General features: G+C 66.3%; 15 protein-coding genes and 1 riboswitch. All 15 genes read right to left on the bottom strand.

The window, feature by feature from the left end:
• Positions 1–40 precede the first annotated feature (40 nt).
• The 15 genes from DR_RS03605 to DR_RS03535 all read right to left on the bottom strand — a co-directional run bounded on the left by DR_RS03605 (position 41) and on the right by DR_RS03535 (position 21511).
• On the bottom strand, positions 41–1360 hold the full coding sequence (locus DR_RS03605) for an ammonium transporter (protein WP_010887338.1): 1320 nt from the start codon (positions 1358–1360) through the stop codon (positions 41–43).
• Positions 1357–1740, bottom strand: coding sequence for a P-II family nitrogen regulator (locus tag DR_RS03600; RefSeq protein WP_027480008.1), 384 nt, complete (start codon positions 1738–1740; stop codon positions 1357–1359). The genes DR_RS03605 and DR_RS03600 overlap by 4 nt, the downstream gene beginning before the upstream one ends.
• A gap of 249 nt (positions 1741–1989) precedes the next feature.
• Complete coding sequence (locus DR_RS03595) at positions 1990–2754, bottom strand: hypothetical protein (protein ID WP_010887336.1); 765 nt, start codon at positions 2752–2754, stop codon at positions 1990–1992.
• A 4-nt stretch (positions 2755–2758) separates the two neighbouring features.
• The gene (locus DR_RS03590) at positions 2759–3799 is read right to left on the bottom strand and encodes a DNA topoisomerase IB (RefSeq protein WP_010887335.1); all 1041 of its coding nucleotides are present in this window, start codon (positions 3797–3799) and stop codon (positions 2759–2761) included.
• Between the two features lie 16 nt (positions 3800–3815).
• A complete protein-coding gene (locus DR_RS03585; RefSeq protein WP_010887334.1) occupies positions 3816–4559 on the bottom strand; it encodes a uracil-DNA glycosylase in 744 nt (247 codons plus the stop codon).
• 159 nt (positions 4560–4718) lie between these two features.
• Positions 4719–7295, bottom strand: coding sequence for a DUF11 domain-containing protein (locus DR_RS03580; protein WP_162177699.1), 2577 nt, complete (start codon positions 7293–7295; stop codon positions 4719–4721).
• Between the two features lie 78 nt (positions 7296–7373).
• The gene (locus tag DR_RS03575; RefSeq protein WP_010887332.1) at positions 7374–12350 is read right to left on the bottom strand and encodes a DUF11 domain-containing protein; all 4977 of its coding nucleotides are present in this window, start codon (positions 12348–12350) and stop codon (positions 7374–7376) included.
• A 2-nt stretch (positions 12351–12352) separates the two neighbouring features.
• Positions 12353–15349 (bottom strand): DUF11 domain-containing protein, encoded by a 2997-nt coding sequence (locus DR_RS03570; protein WP_010887331.1) that lies wholly within the window; start codon positions 15347–15349, stop codon positions 12353–12355.
• Positions 15350–15484: 135 nt separating this feature from the next.
• Complete coding sequence (locus tag DR_RS03565) at positions 15485–17503, bottom strand: DUF11 domain-containing protein (RefSeq protein WP_081816006.1); 2019 nt, start codon at positions 17501–17503, stop codon at positions 15485–15487.
• A gap of 81 nt (positions 17504–17584) precedes the next feature.
• Positions 17585–17669, bottom strand: a riboswitch (cyclic di-GMP riboswitch).
• A 175-nt stretch (positions 17670–17844) separates the two neighbouring features.
• Complete coding sequence (gene carA / locus DR_RS03560) at positions 17845–19029, bottom strand: glutamine-hydrolyzing carbamoyl-phosphate synthase small subunit (protein ID WP_010887329.1); 1185 nt, start codon at positions 19027–19029, stop codon at positions 17845–17847.
• 163 nt (positions 19030–19192) lie between these two features.
• Positions 19193–19723 carry an N-acetyltransferase gene (locus tag DR_RS03555; RefSeq protein ID WP_010887328.1) on the bottom strand — a complete coding sequence of 177 codons (531 nt, stop codon included), beginning with the start codon at positions 19721–19723 and terminating at the stop codon, positions 19193–19195.
• Positions 19724–19757: 34 nt separating this feature from the next.
• The gene (locus DR_RS03550; protein WP_027479494.1) at positions 19758–20213 is read right to left on the bottom strand and encodes a GNAT family N-acetyltransferase; all 456 of its coding nucleotides are present in this window, start codon (positions 20211–20213) and stop codon (positions 19758–19760) included.
• Between the two features lie 138 nt (positions 20214–20351).
• Complete coding sequence (locus DR_RS03545; RefSeq protein ID WP_010887326.1) at positions 20352–20834, bottom strand: GNAT family N-acetyltransferase; 483 nt, start codon at positions 20832–20834, stop codon at positions 20352–20354.
• Between the two features lie 37 nt (positions 20835–20871).
• A complete protein-coding gene (locus DR_RS03540) occupies positions 20872–21222 on the bottom strand; it encodes a HepT-like ribonuclease domain-containing protein (protein ID WP_010887325.1) in 351 nt (116 codons plus the stop codon).
• Positions 21212–21511: a nucleotidyltransferase family protein gene (locus DR_RS03535; RefSeq protein WP_010887324.1), complete on the bottom strand. Its 300-nt coding sequence runs from the start codon at positions 21509–21511 to the stop codon at positions 21212–21214. The genes DR_RS03540 and DR_RS03535 overlap by 11 nt, the downstream gene beginning before the upstream one ends.
• Positions 21512–21521: the final 10 nt, after the last annotated feature.

Here is a 21521-nt window from a genome sequence, read left to right as displayed (position 1 = left end):
TGCGCCGCCTCCCCCACTTTTTTGTCTGTTGTCAGATGCTTCAGTCACCGCCCAGGAACACTGGCGCCCCGATGCCGAGTTCGTTTTCGCTGTAGCCCTGCTCCTGGTGGGCGCTGAGGTCGATGCCTGCGATTTCCTGCCCTGCCGGCACCCGCAGTGGAATAACCAGCGACACCAGCTTGAGCAGGATGAAGCTGCCGACCCCCGCGTAGAGCAGCGAGGCGACCACGCTGATGAGCTGAGTCATGAACTGCGCGCCAATCGGCTTGCCGCTGCCGGTGGTCCAGGCGAGCAGACCGGTGAGCAGCGCCCCCACGATGCCCGCGACCCCGTGGCAGGCGAACACGTCCAGCGCGTCGTCGGCCATCAGGCGGTGCTTGGCCTGCACGGTCCAGTAGCTCGCGGTGGCACCCAGGATGCCCAGCAGCACGGCGGCCCAGGGCGACACGAAGGCGCACGCTGGGGTGATGGCGACCAGCCCCACGACCAGCCCGGTGGCGGCGCCCACGGCGGTCGGCTTGCTGCTCAGGCTTTCCCAGCCCAGCCAGGTCAGCATGGCGGCGGCGGGCGCAATCAGGGTGGTGATGAAGGCAAGGGCCGCCGTCTGATTGGCCCCCAGCGCCGAGCCCGCGTTAAAGCCCATCCAGCCGAACCACAGCAGCCCGGCGCCGAGCAACACCAGCGGGACGTTGTGCGGCACGTGGGCGTTGCGCGGGTAGCCCAGGCGCGGCCCCAGCAGCCAGGCCGCCACCAGCGCGGACACCCCGGCGGAGATGTGAATGACGGTGCCGCCCGCAAAATCGAGCGCGCCATCCTTGAACAGCCAGCCGTTGGCGCCCCAGACCCAGTGGGCGAGCGGCGAGTAGATGATCAGAGTCCACAGCGCGGCGAAGAGGATAAAGGCGCCGAAGCGCATCCGCTCGACCACCGCGCCCGAAATCAGCGCGACGGCGATGATGGCGAACATGGCCTGAAACGAGGCGAAGACGTAAGTGGGAATGGTGCCGGTGAGCTGCCCCGCCAACCCATTCAGACCGAGGTGCGCGAAGTCCCCCAGCCACGCGCCGCCATCCCCGAAGGCGAGCGAGTACCCGGCGAGCATCCACAGCACCCCGACCAGGCCGATGCTGACCATGCTCATCATCATGGTGTTCAGCACGCTCTGGGCGCGGGTCAGGCCGCCGTAAAAGAAGGCGAGGCCGGGCGTCATCAGGAACACCAGCGCCGCCGACATCAGCATCCAGGCGGTGTCGCCGGTGTCGAGGTGCGGCTTGGCGTCGGCAGCGAAGGCCGTCGAGAGCAGGGGCAAGAGCAGCAGGGCGGCAGTAGTAGCAGCGGCAGTGTAGGGGGCGCGTTTCACGAGTGACCTCCGAGGGGCGCGAGCCGGGTTTCAGTCACGGGCGTCAGGGCCAAGCTGTCTTCCTCGCCGGTGCGGATGCGAATCACCCGTTCCAGCGGTTGCACGAAAATTTTGCCGTCGCCCACCTCGCCGGTGCGGGCACCCCGGCAGATGGCGTCGATGGCGGGCTGCACGAACGGCTCGCTGACCGCCATGCGAAATTCGACCTTGTCGCGGAACTCGATCATCACCCGGTTGCCCCGGTAGTGCTCGACGAGTTCCTGTTCGCCGCCGTGCCCGCTGACCCGGCTGAGCGTCAGCCCGCTGATGCCCGCCTGAAACAGCGCTTCCTTGACCTGCTGCACCCGTTCGGGCCGGACCACTGCCGTAATCAGTTTCATCCTGTCCTCCCTTTGCCTCGCGCGGCGCACTCCGGCAGCCGCTCCGAAGGTCAGCATAGGGAAATCAGTGCAGGATGTACAGATAAATCTGGACAAATGCAAATTTTGTGACGACACTTTGCAGATTTATAGCTCGATCTTTTCTACGGTGTGGCTCTCGCAAGTCTGATGTACAGAATTTTAGAAACAAGCTGCACAACAAAAATCCCACCACCTGCAGGTAGTGGGAATAAGAGTCAAAACCGGTTTTTATTCGCGGGCGACGAGCACCACCGCGCAGCCGTCGTGGTCGGCAGTGGTTTCGCGGGCGGTGTCCACCTTGCTCAGCAGGTCCACGTAGCCTTTTTTCCGGAAGGGCGTGCGGTTGTTCAGAGCATCGGCAGTCGCTTCGCGGGTCACCATGAAGTCGCTGAAGGTGCGGCCCTGCCCGGTCACGTTCTGTGCGGCGATACCGGCGAGAAACACGTAGCCGTCACCCGTTTTCCAGGGGCCGAAGAGCCGCAGCCGCTCCTCGCGGGCGCTGCCGACGCCCTTGGCGAAGGCCTGCCCGGCGGGCACCTGGGGCTGGAAGGTGCCGTTCAGGTACGCCTGATAGCCGTGGGGGTAACGGTCGCTCGGCTTGAGGCCCGCAGCGTCGAGCGCGGCAGTCGCTCGCAGCAGCGCGTCCTGCGGCGTCTTGGCGAACAGGTCGATGAGCACCACGTTGATCGGTTCACGCAGCGCCCGGCCTTCCACCTTGAGGCCGTCCACGTCGGCGCGGGTGCGGTCACGCAGCACCCACACGCCGGGGTCGCCCACCTGCTCCAGCCCCTTGAACACGTCGCCGGGCTGGTCGGCAAAGGTGGGGGTCAGCGCCATGTGAATCGGCTGTCCGGTGGCGGATATCAGCGGCTTATTGGCCTGGGCCGTCGCTGGAGCCGCTTCGGTGCGAGTGGACGCCTGGGTCGTGGGCGCGCAGGCAGTCAGCGCCAGCCCGCAGGCGAGAAGGGGTAGGGTCAGGAAAGCTTTTTTCATGCTGTCATTTTAGCGCCCGGCCCCGCTGCCGCAGGGTGCGCTCGCTTTCCAACATGCGTTTCAGGGCCCCCTCGGAACGGGTCAGGCCCTCGAGCTCGGCCTCCTGCCGCTCGGTGCGCGGCTCGTAGTCGTCGAGCACCTTGCCGTCGAGGTAACGGTCGAAGATGACCGGGCAGATATAACTGCCCCGCGTCACGGCGGGCGTGTTGCCGAGGTCGTCGGCCACGAACTTCACGCAGTCCACCAGCACTTTTTTCGCCTGCCGCTCGCTGCTCTCTGTGCCCTGCTGCGCCAGATACTCGGCGGCGAGCAGCGTGCCGCCCCAGGTGCGGAAATCCTTGGCGGTAAAGGGGCCAATGACTTCGCGCAGGTAGGCGTTGAGTTCAGTCGAGTGGATGCGGCGGCGCTCTCCCCCACCCGCGTCCACCGTCTGAAACAGCCAGGGGCCGGGCAGGTCGAGCAGCTTTTGCATGTTGGCGGCGAGCGTGCGGTCACTCGTCGCCTTATGCTGCGACACGCCGTGCTTGCCCTTGAAGCGGAAGGTCACGGTGTTGCCGTCCACCACCACATGCCGCTGGCGCAGGGTGCTCAGGCCGTAGGTTTTGTGCTGCCGGGCGTAGATGTCGCTCCCCACCCGGAAGCGGGCCACGTGCAGCAGCCGCGTCATCAGCGCCATCACTTTGCGCGGCGGCAGGCCACTCGCCCGCAGGTCGGCGGTGGTGGCGACTTTGAGCGTGGGCAACGCCCCGGCAAAGCGGGTCAGCCGTTGCCATTTTTTCAGCGCCCCCGCCTGCACGAAATCGGGGTGATAGCGGTACTGCAAGCGCCCCGCCGCGTCGCGCCCGAAGGCCTGCAACTCGTTCTCGGCGTCGGGCGAGACGTACACGTCCTGATACGCCGGGGGCACCGCCAGCCGGGCAATGCGGGCGAGGCCGTCCGCGTCGGTGTAGGGCGTGCCGTCGGGGTGGACATAGCGGAACTTCTGCGGGTCGTGGCCCTCGCGGCGCAGGTATTCCTCGGCGAGGAGTTCGGTGCGGCTCGGCATCAGTTGTGCCTCACCTTCATTCCTCCGTCACCGTGGCCGGCAACTGCCACTCCACCGGCCCGCGCCCGGCTTTTTCCAGCGCCTCATTGGTCTTGGAAAAGGGCCGGGTGCCGAAGAAATACTGTTCGCTGAGCGGCGAGGGATGCCCCGACTCGATGACGACGTGGTTTTTGCCGGTAATCAGCTTCTTTTTCTTGCGGGCGTAGCTGCCCCAGAGGATAAAGACGACGCGCTCCTCTTTGGCGTTGACGGCCTTGATCACCGCGTCGGTGAAGTGTTCCCAGCCTTTGCCCTGGTGGCTGTTGGCCTGCCCCGCCCGCACCGTGAGCACGGCATTGAGCAGCAAGACGCCCTGCTCGGCCCATGAACGCAGATACCCGTGCTTGGGCGCCACGAAGCCGGGGATGTCCTCGGTGAGTTCCTTGTAGATGTTGCGCAGGCTCGGCGGCACGCGCACGCCGGGCCGGACGGAAAAGCTCAGGCCATGCGCCTGATTGGGGCCGTGGTAGGGGTCCTGGCCGAGAATCAGCACCTTGACCTCTCCGAGCGGCGTGTAGCGCAGGGCATTGAACACGTCGGGGGCGGGCGGGTAGATGGTGTACTCCTTGCGTTCCTGGCGCAGAAAGTCGGTCAATTCATGGAAATAGGGCGCGGAGAACTCGGGCAGCAGCGCCTCTTGCCAGTCTTCAGGCAAGTTGGCCGGAATGATGGGCCTGGGCGCATCCGGCGCAAGGCCGAACAGGTCGGGTTGGTCGGTCATGGGTGGACTCCTTTGCCGGGTAGTCTGCCGCCTGACCGGGCGCGGCGGGTTCAGCGGGCCTTTGGCTTTTCGTTCTTTTCCCGGAGCTTGCCGCGCGGCGAAGGCAAACGCAAAACAGACCGCCTCACGGGGAGACGGCCTGCTCAGGAAACTAAGGGGTTATTTGATGGTCGCGCGGAAGCAGACCTGATACTGCTGCCCCGGCTCCAGACGCGCGGGGAGGCCATTGACCAGCACGCGGCCAGTGTTGAGGCTGCCCGCATCGCCGTCGTCAGCCGCGCTGAGGAACTGCGTGCCCGACGGGCCGGTGTAACGAATGTCCTGGCCTGCCAGGCCGTAACCGCCGAGCTGGAAGGTGGTGTTGACCGGCACGCTGTCGGCAAAGCGCATGTTGGCCGCCACGCCGCTGCCCACGTTGCTGGTCGTGATGCAGTATTCCAGCACGTCGCCGGGCTTGCCGCTGCCGGTGGTGGCCGCCGGGGTGCCCGCCGTCATGTTCTGCACGGTCTTGATGGCGTTGATCTTGACCGGGCGGTTGACCGGCACGTCCACCGGGTTGCTGGGAATCGGCTTGGGCGGGGTGTTGCCATCGGTGTAGGTCACGACGGCCTGGTTGAGCACCTTGCTGTCGGCCTTGGTAAAGGGGTCGTCCACCTTCACACGGAAGGTGACCACCGCTTCCTGATCAAGGACGCCGGGCGTCGTGTCCACCCGCAGCACCTGGTTGACGCAGGCGCCGCTGCTCAGGCTGCACACGCCCACCGGCTGCGCGAAGGGATAGGCGGCCCCGCCGAGGTTGACCTGCCTGCCGTTGTAGACCGTGAAGGTCGCGTTGTTGACACGGGCGCTGTCCGGCACGTAGGTCACGCCCTCGGGCAGCGGGTCGGTGGCGACCACTCCGCCTGCGGGCAACTGCCCAGAGTTACGCACGACGATGGTGTATTCGAGCACGTCGCCGGGCTGCACCACGGGGGTCGACAGGTCCCCGCCGACCTTCTGAGCACTCTTGGTGACTTCGATACGTGGCGAGAAATCGGGGTAAGTGCAGCTGGCGAGGTCAGCCGAGCCGATGTTGGCAGTGCCCACCGTCTTCAGGGTGACGGTCGCCAGGTCGATGGTCGCCAGATTCCCCGCCGAGTTGGCCGCGTAGATGCCGCTCGGCAGCGCGGCGAGGCCGTTGTACTGCACACTTCCCGACGTGCTGGTCAGGTTGCCCAGGTACTCGGCCTTGAGGGTGCGGGGGTCCACGAACCACAGGCCGACGTTGCCCCCGGTCTGTGCGCTGAGCAGGTAGAGCTTGCCGTCCGCCGCCGCGAAAAAGTCGCCGTTTTCATAGAAGCCGGGAACATTGGTCCCCGAAGGCGTCAGCTTGCCCAGCAGCCTGATGTTCCCTGCCCCCGCAAAGCTCCAGAAGTTCCCGTCCGAATCCATGGCATAACCGACCCCGCTGCTGGTCATGGCCATCCGCACGATGCGGCCAGTCACGCCGCCGAAACCGCCGACCCGGGACCAGCGAGCCGTCGACGAGTTATAACTCCACAGAGCGTCCGAATCGCCGAGATAGGCGTCCGTCGCCACATAGAACGTCTGGCTGTCGGGTGAGACTGCCAGGGCGGCTGACGTCAGGGCATGGCGGCCCAACGTGGGCAAGGTCGCCACACGCGTGCCTACCGCGTTGGTGCTGGGGTCAAGCAGGTTGATGCTGCGGCCACTCAGCGAGTTAGGGCTGGTGAACATCAGACCGTAGAGGTTGGAACATTGGGTGGGCACCGGCACGTCGGGCGCGTCGGGCGGAGTCGACCCCGTGACCACGGTGGTCGTCTGGGCGCACTGGTTGGCCGGATTGCCCGTGCCCGGCGTGCAGGTGGCGGGATTTGGAATGGGGTCCGGGTCGCCGCCGCCGCCCACTGCTGCCCGGTTGGTCACAGTGCCCACAGCGGCGGCGCCCACATTGACCGGGATGGTGATGGTCACGGTCTTGGTGGCGACAATCGGCTGCGAGGTCGTGCAGGTCACGAGCTGGCCGCTCACGGTGCAGCCCCAGTTCGGCGCAGGCGCAAAGCTGCTGCTCAGCGGCGTGATCCCGTTGGGCAACAGGTCGCGCACCGTGACCGTGCCCTGGCTGTCGAAGTTGGCTTCGTTGCCTATCGTCAGGGTGTAGAGCGCCCCACTCTGACCCACCGTCCACGGACCGTTGCTGCTCTTGGCGAGTGTCAGGGTGGTTTCGCGCGGGCGATTGACGTCGAAGGTGCAGATATAGACCGTGTCTTTGTTGTTGGCCGGGTTGATGTCGGTGATTCCTGCCGGCGGGATGATCTGGGCCGTGTTCGTCAGCTGCGGGTCCACCGCCGTGACTTTGGCCGTGTAGGTGATCTTCAGCTCGCTGTCTGCGCCCAGTCGGGGAATGCTGAAGTTGGGGAGCCCGGTGCCGGACGCCGCCGGACACTGCGCGTCGCCCCGGACCACGCTACAGGTCCAGGTCAGACCCTCCAGACCGGGCTCGGCCACGTCGGTCAGCGCGGCGCCACTGACCGCCAGCGAGCCGTTGTTGACGACCTGCAACGAGTAGCGCACGGTGTCGCCCACATAGAACTTGCTGATATTGGGATCACGGCTGTTGGTGAGGTCTACATACTTGTAGACAGCGAGGTCGGTTCTGGTGGCAGGGGCCGCGCCTGCTCCGGCCACCGTCAGGGCGCCGCCCAGGGCCGTCGTCAGGACCAGTAGACGGCTCATCAGAGAACGCCTGTATCGCCCTGGCCTGGCAAGGGTTGGCCCACTGAGCGCCGCTTGAGAGAGAGACTGACCCTTCATTTATTTTCCCTCCGTCGGGGCGGGGGCCGGCACAGGCGCGGCCACAGTGGCATCGGTGGGCGGCAAGTCACCGCGCTGCCCTTGCAAGTTCAGATTCACCGGGGCAGGCTGCCGACCCTGCGGCGCGGCGGGCTGGACCTGGGAGCCTTGCGGCTGAACCTGCGATTGGGCCGGCTGCGTGTCGCCGCCGTACTGCCCATCATCGAACATCAGGTCGAGGCGCACATAGGCCCCCTGGCGGGTGTAGAGGTTGGAGTTGATGCCGCTGAAGCCCACCGGGTTGTAGCCCAGCGTGACCCAGGTGCCGGGCAGGGCGCGCACGCTGCCCTCGACCCCGAAGCTGTAGCCCTGGTAGCCGGTGGCCGGCTGGAGCAGGGCGCGTCCGGCAAGGCCCAGGCCCAGGCGGTCGGTGAAGTAGTAGGTGCCGCTCGCCGAGACCTGATAGGTCGCACTTTCGGGCTGCTGGAGCAGCATCCGGCCCGCGATGCCGCCACGCAGGGCGTAGCGCGGCACGTGGTATTCGATGTTCGCTTCGCCGATGACTTCGGGTCGTTGGGCGGCCAGAGCGCCGTCCTTGTAGCGCAGGTAGGCGAGGCCCTGCCACTGGCTGGCCCGCAGCGCCGCGCTCAGGGCGACGTTGGTGCCCGCGTCGGTGGGCTGCGGCCCCGTCACGTGGGTCGCGTCGGCGCTCACGGTCAGGCGGTCGTTGAGCGAGTAGCTCGCCCCGCCTTTAAAGGCCACCCGGAAGCCGTCGTTCTTGTGGGCCACGTCGCTGCCGAGGGTGGCGACCAGGCGCTCGTCCTTGTAGCGCAGGCTCGCTCCGGCGTTCCAGCCGTCGCCGTCGCCGGCCAGGTCGAGCAGGTAGCCGGCGTTCAGGCCCAGCGACAGCTTGTCGCTCAGCGGCAGCGCCGTGTCCACCCCGAAGCGGGCGCGGTTGCCCCAGCCGTCGGCGCCGGGCAGGTCGTAGTTGACGGCGATGTTCGTCATGCCGAAGCGCGAGTTCAGGCCGATGGACGCGCGGCTGTCCTGACCCCAGCGCACTTCGTCGCGGGCAGTCAGGGTCACGTTTTCGGTGACGGGCGCGGTGGCACTCACGGTGGTGGTCGGGGTCAGCTCGCCGCCGAGGGGCTGGGCGTGCTCGACCTTGACCACGTAGCCGTTCTGACTGTAGCCCGCACTGCCGACCACGCCGAAGCCGCGCTGGTCACCGAAGCCGGCGCGGACGCCCAGACCCACACTGAAGGGCTTGAAGTCGTAGGTTGCCCGCACGTCGGCGTAGCCCCCGTTGCGGTCGCCTTCGGTTTTGCCGTCGGTGTCGATGTCTTTGCGGTAATAGCCCGTGACGCCCACACCCAGGCGGTCGGTCAGCTTGTAGTTGGCGCGGGCGTCGGCGGCGATGCCGTCCTCGACCCGGTTCAGGCCGTGGTAGCCGGGGTCCTGATAGCGCACGCTGGCGCGGGCCTCCAGGCGCTCGGTCTTCATGTCGGCGGTGCCGTTGACCAGTACGCCGCCGCTGTAGGCCGCGAGCAGGTCGGCGCGGCTGATACCGTCGGCGTACCGGGCGCGCACGCCGATGCTGGTCGCGCCGTCGAGTTGCACGGCGGCGGCGCCGAGCACCAGACGATCATCGAGCAGCCGCGAGCTGGCCTGCACGCCCCAGGCGACCTGCCGCTGGGCCATCGCGTCGTCGAGGCGGTAGCGCACACGTACCACCTGCGGATTGCCGTCCACGTCGGTCAGCCCGACGGCTTTCTGGAAGTAGATGACGCCGCTGGCGTAGTCCACGGTGTACTCGCGCAGGCGCTGCAAGGTGGTGATGCGCTCGGCGCCCGTGCGGGCGTCCACCGACACCAGTTCGACGACTTCGCTATCGGGCAGCAGCCCCGCGCGGCCCAGGCTCAGGACGCGGGTGCCGTTGGCGGGAAACTCGGCGCGCACCTCGTCCTTGGGCAGCGCCGCCACGAAGCCCGACACCTGCGGGTTGGTGCGGGTAAAGCCGCTGAGCGCCGTGGGGTTGATGCCGAGGTTAAACACGTCCACCGGCAGCGCCGACTGGCGGTACTGCACATTGAAGCTCGGGTGCTCGTAGCGAAAGGCCACCGGGTCGATGCCCTGGAGGGGAATGTCGTGGGTGCTGGAGTCGCCGTAGGTGGGGTAGCGCTCCAGCGGGTTGGCGGTGGTGGGCAGCCCGGCCTGACGGTCTTGCTGGAACTTGATCTGGCCGTTCTGGTCGGGCTCGGCGGTCACGGCGCCCGCGCCCGCCACGTACAGTTTGCCCTCGCCGATGGGGGTTTCGAGGTAGCCGGCGGCCCGCGCTTCGCCAGCCGCCGCGCCTCCTGCACCCAGCAGCGCCCCGACGCTCACGGTGCCGATGCCCACGCGGGTCTTGCTCGGCACGGCCTCGAAGCTGCGGCTGATGGGGGTTTCGCCCACCAGCACCTTCACGTCGAAGCGGGTGGGGGTGCCCAGCGGCTGCATTTCCAGCACGCCTTCGCCGTCTTTGAGCCGGATCTGGTAGCTGCCCACGGTGGGCTGCGCGTCCCGGCGCTCGGGTTCGAGCGAGGTCTGCACCGTCACCGAGGTGCCGTTGGCGATGCCCGCCGCGTCGAGCAGCTTGACGCCCACCTTGATGGGGGTCACGCCGTCGGCCACGAGTTGCAGCGGGGTCAGTTCGGCGCTGACCGGCGTGCCCGCCAGGTACACCTTGATCTGCTGGCCCCCGTAGGACACGACGTTCTCGCCGGGTTTGAGCAGTTGCCCGAAGAACTCGCGGCGCAGTGTGCCCTTGCCGGGGTCGGTGACCTTTTTCCCGAGGGTCGCGGCGTCGACGGCCACACCGTTCACGGTCGGCAGCGCCTCGTCGTCCACCGCGCCCTGCACGGCCACGGTCACGCGGTCGCGGTCACGGTAGACGGTGCCGTCGAGCGGCAGCCGGACAGTGCCGGGGTTTTCCTCGCCCTCGGCCTGGGTACTGAGCTTACGCAGGTTGCCGAGGTCGTCGAGATTCCCGTCGCCAACCAGAATTTCGAGGTTGTTCTTGGCGTATTTGCCGACCAGGGTGGGGCTTTCCAGGGCGCCCAGCGCGCCTTCGTGGGTCACCTTGTAGGTCAGCACGCCGCGCGGCGCACCGGGGGTGGTCCAGTACAGCTTCCCGCTGGGCCCGGTCTCGGGGTCGTCCACACTCTTGCCGTTCAGGGCGCTGCTGCCCGTCACGTACACCGAGTCCTTGGGCGGCTGGTGGGCAATGACGATCTGGGTCGCCGACTTGGGCGAGTCGAAGGGAATGCGGACCGTGCTCTCGCGCTGCACCGCCACCACCGTTTTGACGGGGGGCGGCGGGGGCGGGGTCACGCTGAGGGTGCCGGCCACCGTCTGCTGGCTGTCGCAGGCGCTGCTCAGGGTGGCTTGCAGGTCACTCTGGCCCGCCGCTTCGCCCTTCACGCGGGCGCGGTAGCTCAGGGTCTTTTCCTCGCCGGGCGCAAGTTCACCGCTGAAGGTGGCAGGGTCCAGCGCTTCGAGGCGCTCGCCGGGGCGGTCGGTGAGCTGGTAGGGCGCGGGGGCGCCGCTGGTGTTTTTCAGCGTCAGCGTGACCGTCACCGTGTCGCCGGGCTGGGCGGTGGCGAGGTCACTGCGGCGCAGCTCGATCTGGGTGGCGGTGGGCTGCACCCGCACGCCGAGGTCCTGGGTCTTGTTCCAGGGCAGCAGGGTCGCGGTGACCTGCTGCTCCCCGGCAGCGGCGGCGCCGGCCTTGGCCTCGAAGACCAGCACGCCGGGGTTGTTCGCGTCCACTCTGGCGGTGACGGTGGTTTCGCCAGCAGCGGTAAAGCCTGCCGGCAGCTTGACCTGCACGGTGGCGGGCAGCGCCTGACGCTCGAACTCGGTGGTGGCGCGGGCGGTGAATTTCACCACGTCGCCCACACACACTTCGGGTTTGTCGGCGCTGAAGTTCAGGGCCACGTCGGGCTTGACCTGCACCTTGACGGTCTTGGTCTGCTCCTTCTCGACGGTGACCGCCGGCTGGTCTACCGTGACTTCGGCACCCTTGATCGGCGCGGCGCTAACCGGGTACTCCTGCGCGGGCAGGGTGACCGGGCCCGCCGAGCCCTGCACCTCGTAGGTCTGTTCGCCGACCTGCACGGTGGCCTGGGTGGGCAGCGTTTCGTCCGGCAGTACCAGTTCGGCCACCAGTTGCAGCTTGCCGGTGGTGTCGGCATTGACCACCGTGATCGGCGCGCCGGTGAGCTGAAAGCCCACGGTGTTGGAGTACTGGAAGGTGCCCTGCGGCTGGCGCAGGAACACCGTGTAGTTGCCCTTCGCCTCAGGCACCTGGATATCGTCCCACTCGAGCTGGCCGCTCACCTTGATCGGGTAGCTGTTGCCCGCCGCGTCGCGCAGCTCGGCTTCGAGTTCCTGCGGGCCGTCGCCGTCGTACATCTTGACGGTCAAAGGGCCGCCGGGGTTGTAGACGTTGAGCGCCGGCACCCAGTCGTTGCTGCGGACCGTCACGTTGAGGTGATCGGCCTGCACCGCCGCGCTGATCGAGTTCAGGCGGAAGGCGAAGGTGTTTTTGCCGTTGCCCTCGGTGCGGACCTTGAGGGTGTAGGTACCGGCGGGCAGGTCCTGGTTGAGGAAGGTCTGCCAGTCCTGCACCCCGGCGCCGTAGTTAAATTCCTTGACGACCTCGCCGGCGGCATTGGTCAAGACGAAGGAGCTGGCAACCGGCTCTTTGGGCCGAGCGGTCGAGTAGTTCTCATCGCCGAAGTAGTCGGGGCTGCGGTAGTCCTGCGGGTCGAACTGCGCTCCGTAGACATCGAGCTGCACGCGCGACGAGACGCCCACGACCAGCTTCAGGTCCTGGTCGCCCACCGTCCACATCAGCTTGTTGCCGACGGAGGTCAGGGGCAGGGAGGTGGCGATTTCCTGCGCGGCCGCCGCGCCCAGCAGCGCCGCCGTCAGGGTGGTGATGGCGCGTTTCACTCTCAGTACCTCCAGCTTGCCGTCGGGTCGGTGACGGCGGCCTTGGAATCACCCTGCCAGCGGAAGCGGTAGGTCACCGCGCGTTCGCCGCTGGGCAGGGGATCGAAATTGAGGACGTTCTCGCCGTCCACGAGCTGTGCGCCCGTCGGCAGCGGATCGGTCAGGGTAAAGCCGGGCAGCGGCTGCTGGTTGCCCAGAATAAGCTGCACGCGGTAGACGCCGGCGTCCGGCGTGGTGAACACCTGCTTTTGCACCTGCATGGTCTTCTGGGCGCCCTCGGGGCCGCCGCTGATCCGCAGCGTGGTGTCGCGGATCACGGCGATGTCGCCGCCGTCAGGCGCGAGCGCGAAGTCCACGCTGGTCAGGCCGCGCACGTACACCTGGCGGCTGCCAGGGCGGCCACTATCCTGCGGCATTTGCAGCGCGGGCAGCGCCACCGAGTTGGGGTCGAGGCGCAGGCCCCAGGTCTGCTCGCGCACGTTGCGGAAGTGGTAACGGCCCTCGTTGTCGGTCAACTCGATGCGGCCATTGGCGAGAATCACCCGCGCCTTGGGGCAGGGCAGGTCGACGAGGTAGTCGTACACGCCGTTGCGGTTGCGGTCGAGGAAGACGTAACCGACCAGGTCGGCGTTGTTGACCCCGAAGCTCAGCGGCTCGACCCGGTTGAGCACGCCTGTCGGACGCGAGTTGGTTTCGCGCTCGCTGGCGACGGCGCGGCCCACAGCGTTGTTGCGAAGCTGCGTGCCCGCTTCCGGCGTCACGATGGCGCGAAAGCTGACCTGCGCGCTCGCGCCGGGAGCCACCTCGGGGATGGTCCAGACGTAGGTCCGGTCACGGATGGTCGGCTGAATCGGGGTGAACTCACCCGACAGGCCCGCGCGGTAGCCGCTGCTGTTCTCCTGATAGACCAGCCCAGCCGGCAGGGTGTCCTGCACTTGGACGTTTTTCAGCGGAACCACGGTGCTGCGGTTGGTTACGGTAAAGATGTAGGTGATCGTTTCCCCAAAGACCACGGTGGTGGGGTTGCTCGTCTTGGTCAGTTCGAAGTTGCCGGGGTTGAACACCGTGTTGGTGGCAGGCGGCGATTCCAGCGGCGTGGGCAGCTCGGTGCTCGTCAGGGTGTAGATGTTGTGGATGACGGCGCCGTCGGTCATCGTGGCCGGCACCCGCACCGTCACGTGCAGGGTCACGGTTTCGCCCGGCTGCACGGTGCCGAGTCGCCAGACGACCTCGCCGTTTTCCAGCACGCCGCCCCGGTCGGCCCGCACGAACTCCAGAGCGCCGACATTGGTGGCCTGGGCCGCCAGAGGCCGGCTCGCCGTGGTCACGCTGGCTGCCGCTGCGGGCGCCTTGCTCGGCACCGCCGCCGTCGCGGGCCGGGTCACGCTGGTCGGCCTGATGGGGCTGGGGGTGCCGGGCGGGTAGATCACGCCGAGTGGGTCGCGCACCACTACACCATTGAGCGGCACCGGCAGCGTGTTGGTGAAAGTCAGAGTGTAGGTCAGTTCTTCGCCGGGGGCCACCAGCGCGTTCTGCCCCCGGTCGCTCGTCTTGGTCAGGCCGATGGTGTTGGGGTAGACGGTGGTGATCTGGTCCACCGTGCGGTTGTCCGCCGCGCCCTGCGAGCTGCGGCTGGTCAGCACCGCTTCGAGCGAGGTGCGCTCGGCGGTCGGGTAGGAGTAACACGCCTGGAAATCGGCGGTCTGCTGCGGCTCGAGCGTGACCACGAAGTCCCCGTTGATCGGTTTCCCGGCCATGTCGCGCAGAGTGTAATTGGCGCCTTCATTGATGCGGCTGACCCCAGTGCTGATGGTGTCGGTCAGGTCGCCGAGGTTCTGCACGGTGTGGGTAAAGCACACTTCTTGGCCGCCCACGACGCTGTCGCGCACCTGACGGTCGTCGGCGCTCATCTCGCCGCCGGGCAGCGCACGAGGGTTGCCCTGCGGCCCCAAGGCGATTTCAACGACTGGACGAATTCCGATAGGCGCCGTCGCTTCGATGGTCTGACCGCCGCTGACGACTGTGGCGACGTTGCGCCGGGTAGTAGCCGTCACACGGGGGGCACGCAGCGTGAAGGAAAGTTGCAGGCTGCCGCCCGCCGGCACCGACGAGGTCCGCACCCGGATGCCCGCCACGTTCGGGGGCTGCACCGTGTTCCAACTGCTCCCGTCGGCGGTGTATTCAATGACAGCGTCTCTCGCGTTGCCGCCCAGGCGAGCGCTCCCACTGACAAACACGAAGTCACGCAGCTCAGGCGTGTTCAGCAGGTCGGTCAGCACCGCTTCACGCGAGTCGCCGCCGTTGTTGGTCAAGGTCAGGTTGACGGTGGTTTCGCCGCCCGCCCGCACCTCGGCGGGGGTGAAGGTCTTTTGCAGCGCCAGCACCGGTGGGTTGGTCAGGGTGACCTGCGAAACGTTGTCGGCATCACGCCCATTGGTGGACGCTCCGCCACCGCAACTGGCAATCAGGTTGGGGAATGCGGTCCCGCGCGCCGCGCTGCCCGTCACCACCTGCACCAGCAGATTGACCGTCTGGTCGGCATTGACCGCCACGTTGCTCAGCGGCCCTTCTCCGTTGTCCACGACGCCGTTGCCGTTGAGATCCTGATAGATGGCGAGTTGCGGCGCAAACTGCGACCCCGCCTCGTTGACCGCTTCGAGTGCGTAGGTATTGGTGGTGTTGCCCGCGTTGAAGAGCGTGTACCGCAGCAGCCCGCTCTGCCCCGGATCGAGAGACAGACTCTGACCGGGTGCGCTGACGGTGCCGTTGGGCAGCACACTCACACTACAAACAGGGCTGACCACCGTTTCTACCGGCGGGGTGGTGATCGTTTCGGGGGTGCCGCTGAGCAGCAGATATTCCAGGGTGGCCTGGTTGCGAATGATGGTCCCGGCGGGGGTACCGGCGGCCAGGGCGGGGGTACCCAGGGCCAGCGACAGGGCCAGCAACGGCCCCACGACCTTCGGGCGAGACTCTTTCAGTCCAAGGGATTGTTGCACGGTGCCTCCCAGATCAGGAACGACTCTGCTTGCTTGAAAAATAGGCTTCTCGTGTTGGGGCAGAACAAAAGGAAGTGCAAAAGAGGCGGCGCACGCCCCGCCCGCAGGCAGGAGGGCGCCGCCTCACGAGAGGCCTCAGTTCACCTTGACCTGGTAGGTCACGGTGATGGTTTCGCCGGGCTTGAGGATGTCAGCCGCGTCGACTTTGCCATCGTTGTTGGTGTCCACACCCGCGCACACTTTGGCGCCCGCAGCGGGGGCCGTGGCGCTCGCGCTCCAGCTGGAGCCGCCGTTGTTTGAGTACACGACGGTACCGCTGGCGTTGGTGGTGGCCGTGAAGCTCACGAACGTGGTGTTGGTCGGCACGGTGTCGCACACCAGGGCCTGCTTCACGTTGGCGTTCGAGGTGTTCTTGCCGATGATGGTGTAGGTCAGCGTATCGCCGGGGTTGGCGGTGGCCTTGTCGACCGTCTTGGTGACGATGGGCTTGCCGCCGTTGCCGCCGACGGTGATGGTGTCGTTGGGATCCTTCTGAGACACGCCGGTGGTGGGCGACTTGGCTTCCTGGTTCAGCGTGATGGTCTGCTGGGCGGCGGCGCAGGGCACGTCGACCACAGCAATCAGCTTGATTTCTTCACCGGGCTTGATGGTGCCGGTGTTGCCGCCCTGGAGCTCGGTGTCGCCAGCGTCGAGCTTGCCGTCGCCGTTCACGTCGCGGTAGTACACCACGGGCACGATCACGGGGGTGGGGTTGACGGTGCCGTCGGGGTTGAGGACGGTCACAGGCGCGGTGCCGCTGACCACGAAGGCGTCGTCCTGGCTGCCCAGGTTGGCAATTTCCATCGGCAGGTAGGTGCGGATAGGCGCCGTGCAGGTCTGGGGGTTGCCAGGGGTGAGAGGGGTGCCGGGGTTGCCGGGAACGCCCGTGGGAGGCGTGCCGACGGGGGTCGGGTCACCGCCGAGGCCAGGAGTGGGGTCACCGAAGGCGATACCGGGCACCTTGACTTCGATGATGTCCTTGGTGGTGTCGCTCTTGGTCGGGTCGTTCTGGCTGGTGGTGGTGACCGTCACCGCAGGCTGACCGGAGAGCTGGGTGGGGGTCACGCCGGCAGGCAGCGTCACGATGACCTGGATGTCGACAGTGCCGTTTTCAGGCACATTCTGCACGACGGGCTTGCCGTTGACGGTGGGCAGGGCGTTGCCGTTGGCGTCCTTGAACACGACCGTGGTTCCGGCAGGGAAGGTGTTGGTCTGGGTCAGTTCGAAGGTGTCGGTGCGGTTGCCGGTGTTCTGGATGGTATTGGTGAAGGTGACAGTCACGCCGCTCGTCGGCAGCGTGGTCACGGTCGCCACCTGGGTGTCGCTGGCCGTGGGGACGATGTTGATGCCTTCGGGGCTGTTGTAAGCGGGGGTCACGGGGTTGCCGTTGCCGTCCGGGTCAGCCTTAGGCCCGATCACGACGCCATCCTTGCGGTTGATGGTGACGGTGTTGGAGTTGTTGGCGTCACGCGGCAGGGTGGGATCGTTGCTGAAGTTGGGGTTGTCGTTGCGGGTGCCGGTGGGATCGCCACCGAACTTGTCGGTGCTCGTCGCGGTGCAGGGCACGTCGTAGACCTGGAAGAACTTGACGGTCTGGTTGATCGCCACGTCCGTGATGGTGGTGGTGGCTCCCGCAGCAATCTCGCTCTGGTCGAGCTGACCGTTGTTGTTGCTGTCGAGGTAGAACCGGATGTTCTCGGGGGTCTTGACCGCGCCGGTGGGGTCAGGCGTGTTGGTCAGCGTGTACGACTCGCCGTTCACGTTGCCGGTGTTGGTCAACGTGTAAGCAAAGGTCACGTTCTTGTCGCACGGCTTGACTTCCCTGGTCTGACCGGGGTTGGTGTAGTCGGGCTGGGTGGTGTCCTTGCTGCCGTCGTTGGGGGTGATGGTAAAGCTCGGCACCGGGTTGACCACCGTGATGACGGGCGGCGTCTCAATGGTTTCGCTGGGGGGGTTGGGGTTGGTCGGGGTGGATTCGGGCGTGAAGGTGATTTCCGCCTTGTTGATGATCTCCGTGCCCGCGGGAGTAGTGGGGGGAGTAGCGAGGGTCTGTGCCCCAGCAGTACCCAGTGCGAGTGCTGCGACCACAGCGGAGAGAGAAGAGAATGTACGCATGTGCAACTCCTTGAGAAAAGCGTTCAGAACATAAGAGGGCGGGGCCAGCCGAGAGACAACAAACAACCGGCAAGTGTGTTGCCACAGCTTTGCCGGTCGCGCCACTCGCTCCACATCTGACAAGGCGCCCGAATGCGTCAGATGCTTCCCTGCTTCAAAACCACTTCGTCGTTCACACTCCTCATACGGCCAGGCATGGGGTGCGCGGGGACTTCTTTATAATGGCTCAGGAAGCACTTCCAAATATGAGATTTCTCACAACGTCTGAACCAAGTTCAACCTGACACTGTGCAAAACCTCAACGAGCCTGTGACCCATCATTCCCGGGTCACGCGGCCCTGTCAAACCCCCAAACGCCCAGGATTGGCCTTAATAATGGGGGTACCGTTGCCTCCGTCGAAGGCGTCAATCTCCTCGATGAAGCGGTCGAAAAGGTAGCGGCTGTCATGAGGACCAGGCGAAGCCTCGGGGTGGTACTGCACACTGAACACCGGATAACGGCTGTGGGCCATGCCTTCGAGCGTCCCGTCGTTGAGGTTCACGTGAGTGGCGACGAAAGCGCCGTTGGGAATGCTGTCTAGATCTACAGCGTAGCCGTGGTTCTGGCTGGTGATCTCTACATTGCCGGTGAGCAGGTTCTTGACCGGCTGGTTGCCGCCCCGGTGCCCGAACTTCATCTTGAAGGTCTGTCCGCCCGCCGCGAGGCCCAGAATCTGGTGGCCCAGGCAGATGCCGAAGGTGGGGAGCAGTCCCATCATTTCCCAGGCAGTCTTGTGGGCGTATTCCAGCGGGGCGGGGTCGCCGGGGCCGTTGCTGAGGAACAGGCCGTGCGGTTGCAGCGCCATGATCTGCGCCGGGGTGGTGTGCGCCGGGACCACGATGGGTTCGATGCCGACTTCGGCCAGCCGCTCGATGATGGTGTGCTTGATGCCGAAATCCATCAGCACCACGCGCTTGCCCTGGCGCAGCGTAGGGAAGGCGTAGGGCAGCGCGGTGGTGACTTCCTTGGTCATATCAAACCCGTCGATGTCCTGATGGTCACGCGCCCGCTGCACGTAGATCTGCTCCTCGGCGGGGGTGAACTCGCCGTAGGGGTCTTCGGGGTGGGTGAAGCTGCGGTGGGCAATCACGCCCTTGACCACACCACCCGAGCGCAGGCGCCGCACCAGGGCGCGGGTGTCGATGCCCTGGATAGACACGACGCCGTACTGCTGCATAAACGCTTCGAGCGACTGCTGGGCGCGGTAGTTGGAGTACTCGCCGCTGAACTCGCGCGAGATGAAGCCGCGCACATACGGCTTGTTGCTCTCCATGTCGTAGATGGCGACGCCGTAGTTGCCGACGTGCGGGTAAGTGATGGTCACGATCTGCCCGTTGTACGAGGGATCGGTCATGATTTCCTGGTAGCCGGTCATGGAGGTGTTGAACACCACTTCACCGACGGTCTCGCCGCGGTACCCAAAAGCGTAGCCACGGTACACGGTGCCGTCTTCCAGAGCCAGAATGGCGCGTTCTTTGCGAATCATGCTTGGACCTCCATTCGCGCCTCACCGGACGCGGTTAATAGGGTGGGGGCAGCGGCGGCCTGGCCCGGAGCGGGGCACGCTTGCCAATCGGCTATGTTACTCGTTTTTGGTTGCCGACGCCCCTCCCGGCCTACGCTCTGGCCTGTTGTGGGCCGGGGCACCCTCACGTCAGCTCCCGCAACATGGCAATTTCGTTGCAGTTTTCGAAAAAGGCGCAGCGCTGGCACTCGGACCACACCCGGGGATGCAGACTCGTCTTCTCGATGCGGTGAAAGCCACACTTCTCGAAAAAGCCCTGCTGGTAGGTCCAGGCGAACAGGGCGGGAAGGTCAATCGCCCGCGCCTCGGCCTCGCAGGCGAGCACGAGCTGTTTGCCCAGGCCGCGCCCCTGCATGGCGGGGTGAATGGCGAGCCCGCGCACCTCGGCAAGGTCAGGCGCGAGCAGGTGCAGGCCACACACGCCCGCCAGCCCGCTGGGGTGCCCCCCATGCGGCTCGGCCAGCACGAGGTGAAAGTCGCGGATGGTTTCGGCGAGCAGGGTCTTGGAGCGCACCAGCATCAGGCCCCGCGCCGCCCAGTAGCCAATGAGCTCGTGAATGGCATCTATGTCCGACAACTTCGCCTTGCGCTCGGTGAGCGGTGCGTCAGAGTGAATGTCGGGAATGGCAATGGAATCGAGCGCGAGAAAGGTCATACCGACCCTCCCCACGCCCGAGCAGGCTGGCTGTTTATTTGGTCAGGTCGCGCATCCAGGTGGTGCCGCCGGGGCGCTCGCCGCGCGATCGGTAGGCCTGAATCTGCGGCGCGTCGGGGATGTCCCCCATGACCACAGCCAGCGGAATCTGGGTAAAGCCGAAGGTTTCCCATTTGCCCCCCTTGGAAAACAGGTACACGGCCCGGTCGCCACGCCCACGCGCATATTCCACCGCGCTGATGACGAGCTGCCGCCCCAGGCCCATGCCCCGCGACGAGGGAGACACCGCCGCGCCGCGCAGCAGGCTGACCCCGTCGCCATGCTCCAGGCCCACGGCGCCCACCGCTTCGCCGTTGCGCTCCATGATCCAGTAAGTCGTGCCGCTCTCGAGCGCGGCGTCGGTGTCCAGCCCCGCTTCCGAGAACATGCGGGTCACCTGGGGTTTGTCCTCGGCGGTGGCGAGGCGGGTGGTCAGGGTGGTATCGGACATGGTGCTTCCCTCCTGGGGCAAGAACGGCAGCAGATAAGCCGCGCCGTGCGGGCTCGAGCGCTGAGAATTGTGCTGTGCCCGCAGCATAGCGCAGCCGCCCCGCCACAAGCGGACCTGTCTGCTCTCCCCCACCGCGCTTCACCCCTGCGCCCCCACTTGCAGCAGTTCGCGTTTCCAGACCTGCTCCTCCTTGATCCAGCCACGCATCACGCCACTTTGAACCTGCGGTGCCTCGGGCAGCGCCGCCTCGATTTCTGCCGCCGTACTCGGCCCGAAGCCGAAGCGCTTCCAGTAGTCGCCCGCCTCGGAGGAAAAGAGGTAGACGGTGTGGTCGCCGCGCAGCGAGGCGTGCGTCAGCGCCGAGAGCACCAACGCCCGCCCCAGCCCGTGCGAGCGGAAGTCGGGCAGCACCGCCGTCGAGCGGATGAGCGAGACGCCCTGCCCATGCTCCAGGCCGATGCAGCCGCCGGGCTGACCGTCGAGGTAAGCAATCCAGTAGGTCGAGCCGTCCGGGGTCACGCTGGAGGTGTGCAGCCCAGCCTGTTCAAGTAGGCCAGTGACGGTGCCGAAGTCGTTGGGGGTCGCCTGAATCAGGCGGATGTGTTTGTCGGAAAGGGTCAAAGGGAGCTCCTTATAGAGAAAAGGCGCGAACGTGGCCTTAGGCGTAGCGTTGTCGCTCGTCCAGGAGAACGTCCAATCGAGGAATCAGGGCAGGCAAATCTACAGTGACCACCTGATGAAGAATGCTGGGCGAGACGCGAAAATACTCATGGGTCACGACATTGCGTAGGCCCCGAAGCTGTGACCAGGGAAGGTCAGGCGCACTCTGGCGCACGCTGTCACTCAGACCGCCTACCGCTTCGCCAAGCACCAGCAGTTCGTATTTCAGGGCAGCCAGCGTGAGGTGGTCAGCCCGCAACTCGTCCAGGGTCAGGGCACCGGCAAACGAGACGGCGGCCTGGGCCGCAGCCAGAGCATCTTCCAGCCGCTCGGAGTCACTACGCGGCACGCACGGCCTCGCGCTGAACCTGGCCCAGTGCCCGCCCATGCAGGCCGTCGAAGGTGCCGACATCCACCGGGCGGCCCAGCCAGCTTTCGAGCTGCGGCGCGATCTCAAAGAAGGCCAGCCCCAGCGGACGCGAGAGCCGTACCAGCACGTCAATATCCGACTCGGGCCGCAACTCGTCACGGGCCGCCGAGCCGAACAGCCAGACTTCCGCCACGCCCAACTGCCGGAGCTCGTCAGCATGAGCAGCAATCACGGTCAGCACCTCGGCACGGCTCTGGACAGCGTTCATAGCCTTATTG

This window comes from Deinococcus radiodurans R1 = ATCC 13939 = DSM 20539 (assembly GCF_000008565.1).
Lineage (GTDB): Bacteria > Deinococcota > Deinococci > Deinococcales > Deinococcaceae > Deinococcus > Deinococcus radiodurans.
The sequence above is the reverse complement of the archived record's forward strand: the minus strand, read 5'-3'. Positions and strand labels throughout refer to the sequence as shown.